Raw genomic sequence first — 8,053 nt, 5'->3', positions numbered from 1 at the left:
CTCCTAACCACCCCTCAACCTGGCGGGCATCCCTACATGAGGCACCGAAGACACTTCACGGGCACCTAGACATAAGGCACCCCGGCCCCTTTCCTCGATCACCGAGTCGCCACACGACATCCCCCATGAGCTCGACACAGGGTTCTCGTTGCAATACCGGGCGATCCCTCCACATTCTCACTTCTTCCCGGATACGGCCCGGAGTTCTTCTGGAAATCCGAATCGTGTCGCGCTGGAAAGCGTCACCACCGAGGCACAGGGGGCTCAGCACCGGCGACCCGCCACGCGCCGTCGTTCCAGTCGAGGAGGCGCCAGCCCTCCTCGGGGCTGCCCTCGGCGACCGCGATGCCGGTGTTGCGCAGCGGGTGCTCCGCGACCCACAGGGGGTCCGCTCCCCCACCAGCGGCGGCCCGCAGCGAGGTCCACAGGCGCAGCACCGTGCCATGGGAGACGAGCAGGGCCGCTGAGTCTCCCTCCCGTGCGGCCTGCTCGCAGATGCGGTCGATGGCCTCGTCGAAGCGCTGAAGCGTGTCGTGCCCGTCCTCCGGGGAGCCGGGGATGCGGCAGGCGGGGCGCCCCGCCATCCAAGCCCGGGTGGTGTCCACGTAGCAGGCCACCGAGCGCGCGTCGGTGTTCATCTCCAGATCGGCGGCCAACACCTCACGCAGTCCCGAGTCGACAGTGGCGCTCAGGCCGGTGGCGGCCTCGATAGGGGCGATGGTCTGCCTGGCGCGCAGGATCGGGGAGACCCACAGTGACCCCAGCCCCTGGAGCAGTCCGGCCTTATCCAGACGGTCCGGCAATCCGTCGGCCTGCCCCAGCCCCACCTCATCCAGGGGATTTCCGGGGAAGGCGGTGTCGAGTGCCTGCATGACATTGGCCTCGGTGCGACCGTGGCGTACAAGAATGAGCCTCACGGCGGCAAGTCTGCCAGGTTCGTAGCGCGGGGACCCACGACGACGATGCGATCCTCATCGCCCGGGGCCTACGTCCAGTGCCGTCTGCACTCGGTCAGCTCCAGGGGTAGGGTCCCTCCGGTCGCCTTCTCGTGGTGCGGGGACGGCTGGCCCGTCTGGAGCCCTTGGAGGCTGCCGCCCCAGTATCTCGGCGGGACCGTGCGCGAGAGCTCCGGGCCGAGCCTGCTGAACGTGGCGGCGGTGACTCCTGGCTGTGCGGCTGAGCCGTTGACACGGTGCTCGACGGCGCTGAAGCGGTGGGGCCGTGGGCAGCGGCGTCGGTGAAGACGATGCGCTCGGCCACTGCGCGCGCGTGGCGGGCGCTGCGGCGGTAGAGGTCCTCGAGCTCTCGCTCCCTGCCCGCACTGAGGCCGATGAGGCGCCCCACCAGGCGGATCTCCCGGCTCTGGATGGGGAGGACCTGGGAGCGCGGCCCCGAGGCGCGCCCGGTTCCCAGGACGATCGCCGAGCGCAGGCGGCTGGCCAGGATCCAGGCCGCGACCAGTTCTCCCCCGCCGTCCGCGCTCAGTACCCCGGCCTGGACCGCGGCCTGGAGCGCGGCGACGGTCGAGGTGGTCCGCAACTGGGGTATCCGACCGGCGTGGGCGAGCTGAAGCACCTGGGCGCTCCACTCCACGTCACTGAGCCCACCGGGGCCGAGCTTGAGGTGGCGGGCCGGGTCAATGCCCCGTGGCAGGCGCTCGGCCTCCACCCGCGCCTTGATCCTGCGGATCTCCCGCAGGTCCTGGGGCGCCAGGCCCTCCTGCGCCCAGCGCAGCGGGTTGATGAGCTCCTCGAAACACCGACCCAGGTCTCGGTCTCCGGCGCATGGACGGGCGCGCAGCAGTGCCTGACGCTCCCACAGGGCGGACCAGCGGCCGTAGTACTCACGGTAGGCGTCCAGCGAGCGGCTCATGACGCCGTTACGTCCCTCGGGCCTCAAATCGCAGTCCACCTCAAGGGGGTGCGGGAGCGCCGCGGCCAGCAGTCCCATGACCTGTTTGGCGACGGCCTCGGCCTCCTGGGCGGCATCCTCCTCACCCGCCCCGTCGCGGGCCTGGTGGACGAAGAGGACGTCCGCGTCCGAGGCGTACCCGATCTCGCGGCCTCCCAAGCGTCCCATGGCGATGATGGCGTGGCGGGCGCGGGCGGCCTGCCAGCACCCGCTGGCGTCGGGCCCGGCGGAGACGGCCTCCAACCCGTCGCGCTGGGCAATGACCAGCCCGGTGGCCACGGTCAGCGCCCCGGCCAGGACCGCGTCGGTGGCGTCGGAGAGGATGGAGGCGGTGCGTGCGGGGTCGATGCCGTCCAGGCAGTCCGCCAGTGAGGCCCGTACCTCCTCGCGGGCTCGCACTCTCAGGATCGCCTGAACCGCCTCGAGCGCCTGCTCTGCAAGGGCAGCGTCATCAGGGCCGGTCAGGCTGCGGCGGCGCAGGACGGCGGCGACCTCCTCCGCCAGGGCGCCGGATCGGCGGGGGGCGAGCTCGTCGTCGTCGTCGAGCCAGGCGATGGACTCGGGGAACTCCGCGAGGCGCTCGGTGGCCCAGTGGGCGCTGGAGAGGACCTGGCACAGTCTGCGCGCCGCCACCGGGGAGTCCCGCAGCATGGCCAGGTACCAGTGCGAGCCCCCGATGGCCTCGGACAGCCGCCGGAAGGAGAGCAGACCGAAATCGGGGTCGGCTCCCCCACCGATCCAGCCGATGATGACCGGCAGCAGCTGGCGCTGGATCGCGGCACGGCGGCTGACCCCCTCGGTGAGGGCCTGGATGTGGCGCAGGGCCCCGTCGGGATCCGCGTAGCCGACTGCGGCAAGACGCTCGCGCGCCGCCTGAGGACTCAGAGCCATCTCATCGGCGCTGAGGGCGGCCGCGAAGGCCAGCAGGGGACGGTAGTAGATCTCCTGGTGGAGGGCCCGTACCCGCCGGCGCAGGTCCTTGAAGTCCTCCCACAGGCTGTCTCCGCGGCCCAGGCAGTCACTGATGCCCCGCTCGACACGGCGCAGGTCCTCCTCCTTCTCAGGAAGGTTGTGGGTGCGGCGCAGCCGGAAGAGCTGGCTGCGATGCTCCAGCAGCCGCAGGGCCTTGTAGCAGCCGCTCAAGGCCGCTGCGTCGGTGCGGCTGACGTATCCGCCTGCGCTGAGAGCGTCGAGAGCCTCCAGGGTGGCACGCACGCGCAGGCTCTCGTCGGAGCGGCCGTGGACGAGCTGGAGGAGCTGGACAGTGAACTCGACGTCCCGCAGTCCCCCGGGGCCCAGCTTGATACGCCGGTCGACTCCTCCGCGCGGCACGGACTCCTTCTCCACCCGGCGCCGCATGGCACGGGCGTCCTCAACGAAGTTCTCCCGCCTGCTGGCCTCCCACACGTAGGGCGCCACGCCCTGCTCGTAGCGGGCCCCGAGCTCGACATCGCCAGCGCAGGCCCTGGCCTTGAGCAGGGCCTGGAACTCCCAGGAGGCGGCCCACCTGCGGTAGTAGGCCAGGTGGGAGTCAAGCGTGCGCACGAGCGCACCGTCCTTGCCCTCGGGACGCAGCGCCGTGTCCAGTGGCCACAGGGGAGGTTCGGGCGCGGTGGCGGAGACGACGTGGGCGAGCTCGGTGGCCACATGCGTGCCGACCTCCACGAGGCGCTCCTCGCTGATCGGCTCCTGAGCACCGCGGGCCTCGTGGGTGGGGCCGACGACGTAGACGACGTCGACGTCCGAGATGTAGTTGAGCTCTCGGGCCCCGGTCTTTCCCATGGCGATCACGGCGAGGGCCACGTCGTCGGCCTGCGGTCCGACGGCGGCGCGGGCGACGAGCAGGGCCGCGTCCAGGGCGGCGTCGGCAAGCTCGGTCATGTGGCGGCACACGGTGGGGACGTGCTCGATCGGGTCGGCGCTGGTGAGGTCATCGGCGACGATCGCCGTGAGCCGGTCCCGGTAGGCGCGTCGCAGCGCCGCGGTCGCCCGGCTGACGGCAGCGTTTCCCGGGTGTGGGGGCCTTTCGTCGCTGTTCGAGGGGTCCGCATTCACGGGGGCGGCCTGCCCCAGCGCGTCGCGGACCGTCCGTTGCAGCGCCTCACCGGCGCCGGGCTCCTGCGGGGCGTCCCACGCCCTGTCAGGCGCGAGCGCGGTGAGGCGCTCAGGATGGGCCACGAGGAAGTCGCCCAGGGCCTGCGAGGCGCCCAGGACCGCGAGCAGGCGGCGCCTGTGCTCACGCGGCCCTGCGGCAGGATCGCTCATGACGCTGCACAGAAGTGCTGCTGGCGTCGTCGTACCCCCAGTCTCGACACCGCCCACCGATGCCCGGTGAGCTGATTCGGCCGCGGTGGCGGCCTCGGCGAGCCGGACGAGGCTGAGCAGAGCCATGTCGGGGTCGGCGGTGAGTGCTAGGGAGTCAATGAGCTCCTCATGCTCAGGCCCCAGCCGTATCTCAGCGGGTCGGCCGCCCAGCCGTGTGGAACGGTCCGCTGAGCCGCGTCCACCGTGGTCGCCTGCCTCGCCGACGTCGTCGGCCTGAGTGCCGTCCGGTAGGAAGGGTAGCAGCGCCGGGTCGCCCAGGAGCTTTCCGGCGCGGGCCGCGTCGTGGAATCCGGCCCGCAGCAGCAGGGTCCTGGGCGAGGAGCTGTGCCGGGAGGGGGAGCCGATCGGCGCTCGCTTCTCGCTGCGGTCTCTCACAGCTGTCTCCTGCTCCGCTCAGGCGCGCGGGAAGAACTGGCTGATCTCGAAGTCGGTGACCTGGGCGTCGTAGGCCCGGTACTCGCGGCGCTTGTTGCGCAGGAAGAACTCGAAGGTGTCCTCGCCGAAGGTGTCGGCCACCAGGTCGGAGCGCTCCATGGCGGCGACCGCGCTCTTGAGCGAGGTGGGCAGGGCGTGAATGCCCAGCGCCTTGCGCTCCATCTCCGACAGGGCCCAGACATCGTCCTCGGCCTCGGGGGGGAGCTCGTAGCCCTCCTCGATGCCCTTGAGGCCGGCAGCAAGAATGACCGCGTAGGCCAGGTAGGGGTTGGCCGAGGAGTCGATGCCGCGGAACTCCACCCGCGTGGACTGGGCCTTGCCGGGCTTGTGCATGGGGACGCGCACCAGGGCGGAGCGGTTGTTGTGGCCCCAGCACACGTAGCTGGGGGCCTCGTCCCCTCCCCACAGGCGCTTGTAGGAGTTGACGTGCTGGTTGGTGACGGCCGTGATCTCCGAGGCGTGGTGCAGCAGTCCGGCGATGAAGGAGCGACCGGTGGCGGAGAGCTGGTACTGGCCGGCGGGGTCGAAGAAGGCGTTGCGGTCACCCTCGAACAGGGAGAAGTGCGTGTGCATGCCCGAGCCGAACTCGTTGGGGAAGGGCTTGGGCATGAAGGTCGCCAGGCAGCCCTCCTTGAGGGCCACCTCTTCCACGACGGCGCGGAAGGTCATGATGTTGTCCGCCATCGACAGGGCGTCGGCGAAGCGCAAGTCGATCTCGTTCTGGCCCGGGCCACCCTCGTGGTGGGAGAACTGCACCGAGATCCCCATCTGCTCGAGCATGAGGATGGCGTGGCGGCGGAAGTCGTGAGCGGTGCCCCCGGGCACATGGTCGAAGTAACCGGCGTCGTCAGTGGGGCGGATGCGCCCGTCGCCGTCGCGGTTGACCAGGTAGAACTCGATCTCCGGGTGGATGTAGCAGGTGAAGCCGGCCTCGGCGACCCGGGCGAGCTGACGCTCGAGCACCGAGCGCGGGTCGGTACGGGCGGGCTCGCCGTCGGGTGTGAGGACGTCGCAGAACATGCGGGCCACGCCGTTGTCCCCGTCCCGCCACGGCAGCATCTGGAACGTGGAGGGGTCGGGGGCCAGGAGCATGTCGGACTCGAAGACGCGCGTGAGTCCCTCGATCGCCGATCCGTCGAAGCCGATGCCCTCCTCGAAGGCGCTCTCGACCTCGGCCGGTGCGATGGCCACGGACTTGAGCTGTCCGGAGACGTCAGTGAACCACAGGCGGATGAAGCTGATGTCGCGTTCCTCGATGGCTCGGAGCACGTACTCCTGCTGCTTGTCCATGGTGCCTCCTCAGCGTGGGGTGCGGCAGCGGGCCGACGGCGTGGCCGGCGTTCTTGCGCCTGAGACGTTCTGCTTGGTCCAGCCTAGTGCGCGGGTGCGTCAGGCAGGTTTCGTGCATCGCCGCCTGTGGGACAAGCCAGCCACGAACTGGGCGGGCGACTCAGCCCGTCAAGGACGCCCGGTGACCTCCGGTAGCCTCGGATCATGGCTACACCCGAGTCCCCTTACGGACCTTCATCCGCCCCCATCGTCGCAGGCGGCAAGCCCGTGCGCGTCCATCACCTGGCATCCGCCAAGAAGGACGGCACCAAGCTGGTCATGCTCACCGCCTACGACGCCGTGACCGCCCGGATCCTGGATGCGGCGGGAACCGACCTGCTGCTGGTGGGAGACTCCATCGGCAACGTCATGCTGGGGCACGACTCCACACTCCCGGTGGAGCTCGACGAGATGGTGGTGGCCACCCGCTCAGTGGCCAGGGCGACCAAGCGCGCACTGGTTGTGGCCGACCTTCCCTTTGGCACGTACGAGGCCGGTCCGGAGCAGGCACTGGCCAGCGCGGTGCGTCTCATGAAGGCCGGGGCCAACGCCGTCAAGCTCGAGGGCGGCACCCCCCGGGCAGCCAGCGTGAGGGCACTGGCCCAGGCGGGCATCCCGGTGGTGGGGCACCTGGGGTTCACCCCGCAGAGCGTCAACATGCTCGGCGGCTTCCGGGTTCAGGGCCGTGGCGAGGCGGCTGACGTACTGATGGCCGACGCGCAGGCACTGGCCGAGGCGGGGGCGGTCGCCCTGGTCCTGGAGATGGTGCCCGAGCCCCTGGCCGCGCGCGTGACCGAGTCGCTCACGATCCCCACGATCGGTATTGGCGCGGGCGCGCGCTGCGACGGGCAGGTCCTGGTGTGGACGGACATGGCCGGGATGACGGACTGGTCTCCGCGCTTCGCCCACCAGTTCGGACAAGTCGGCGAGGCCCTGAGGCAGGCGGCCACCGACTACGGGACCGCGGTACGCGAGGAGTCCTTCCCCGCGGAGAAGCACTGGTTCAGCTCCTGACGGCTTCTGACCGTGACAAGACCCACAGCGTCATGGCGGAGGCCCTGAACCACTGGCCGGAGGGAAGGTCACGCGAACCGGATGCCTCCTTCTATGCTTACGACCATGACTTCTTCGGCTTCCCCTGCGTCCTCGGTCTCACTGGCCGACCGCGCGCCGCGTGGCACGCTGACTCCCGGGACGCTCAGTCCTGAGCGTCATGTGCCTGCGTCCATCGCACGCCCCGAATACATGTTCCACGACGGCCCCGAGCGCGTCACCGCCTCGGAGATCAAGGACGCCGAGACGATCGAGCGGATCAGGGTCGCGGGGCGACTGGCCGCCCGCGCCCTGGCCGAGGCAGCCAAGGCGATCGCCCCGGGGGTGAGCACCGACGAGCTCGACCGGATCGCCCACGAGTACCTGTGCGACCACGGCGCCTACCCTTCGTGCCTGGGCTACATGGGTTTCCCCAAGTCTATCTGCACCTCGATCAATGAGGTCATCTGCCACGGCATCCCGGACTCGACCCGCTTGAACGAGGGAGACCTCATCAATCTTGACGTCACCGCCTACGTCGGCGGGGTCCACGGCGACACGAACGCCACCTACGCCGTCGGTGAGGTCGACCGCGAGACGGAGCTGCTCATCGAACGTACCCGCACCGCGATGGAGCGGGGCATCAAGGCCGTCAAGCCGGGTCGCGAGGTCAACGTCATCGGCCGCGTCATCGAGGCCTACGCCAAGCGCTTCGACTACGGGGTGGTGCGCGACTACACCGGACACGGCGTCGGCGAGGCGTTCCACTCCGGTCTCATCATCCCCCACTACGATGCCGCCCCTCTGCACGACGACGTCATCGAGACGGGCATGGTGTTCACCATCGAGCCGATGCTCACACTCGGTGGCATCGAGTGGGAGCAGTGGGACGACGGCTGGACGGTGGTCACCAAGGACCGTTCCCGTACTGCCCAGTTCGAGCACACGCTCGTGGTGACCGAGGACGGCGCCGAGGTGCTCACCCTGCCTTGAGGCAGTGGGTATCGCTACCCATCCACAT

5 protein-coding genes are annotated in these 8,053 nt (G+C 70.1%); 2 read left to right on the top strand and 3 right to left on the bottom strand.

Going from position 1 to position 8,053, the window contains the following annotated elements:
• Window positions 1-242: 242 nt before the first annotated feature.
• From HMPREF3165_RS10700 to glnA, 3 genes are all read right to left on the bottom strand, one after another.
• Window positions 243-917 (bottom strand): histidine phosphatase family protein, encoded by a 675-nt coding sequence (locus HMPREF3165_RS10700; protein ID WP_070513348.1) that lies wholly within the window; start codon window positions 915-917, stop codon window positions 243-245.
• Between the two features lie 94 nt (window positions 918-1,011).
• On the bottom strand, window positions 1,012-4,611 hold the full coding sequence (locus HMPREF3165_RS10695; RefSeq protein ID WP_070513345.1) for a bifunctional [glutamine synthetase] adenylyltransferase/[glutamine synthetase]-adenylyl-L-tyrosine phosphorylase: 3,600 nt from the start codon (window positions 4,609-4,611) through the stop codon (window positions 1,012-1,014).
• A gap of 18 nt (window positions 4,612-4,629) precedes the next feature.
• A complete protein-coding gene (gene glnA, locus HMPREF3165_RS10690) occupies window positions 4,630-5,961 on the bottom strand; it encodes a type I glutamate--ammonia ligase (RefSeq protein ID WP_070513342.1) in 1,332 nt (443 codons plus the stop codon).
• A 204-nt stretch (window positions 5,962-6,165) separates the two neighbouring features.
• Between glnA and panB the strand changes: the two genes are divergently transcribed.
• Window positions 6,166-7,014: a 3-methyl-2-oxobutanoate hydroxymethyltransferase gene (panB, locus tag HMPREF3165_RS10685; protein WP_070513338.1), complete on the top strand. Its 849-nt coding sequence runs from the start codon at window positions 6,166-6,168 to the stop codon at window positions 7,012-7,014.
• A 105-nt stretch (window positions 7,015-7,119) separates the two neighbouring features.
• Window positions 7,120-8,025: a type I methionyl aminopeptidase gene (gene map, locus HMPREF3165_RS10680; protein ID WP_070513364.1), complete on the top strand. Its 906-nt coding sequence runs from the start codon at window positions 7,120-7,122 to the stop codon at window positions 8,023-8,025.
• Window positions 8,026-8,053 lie beyond the last annotated feature (28 nt).

This window comes from Actinomyces sp. HMSC08A09, from assembly GCF_001807465.1.
Classification (GTDB): Bacteria; Actinomycetota; Actinomycetes; order Actinomycetales; family Actinomycetaceae; genus Actinomyces; species Actinomyces oris.
The sequence above is the reverse complement of the archived record's forward strand: the minus strand, read 5'-3'. Positions and strand labels throughout refer to the sequence as shown.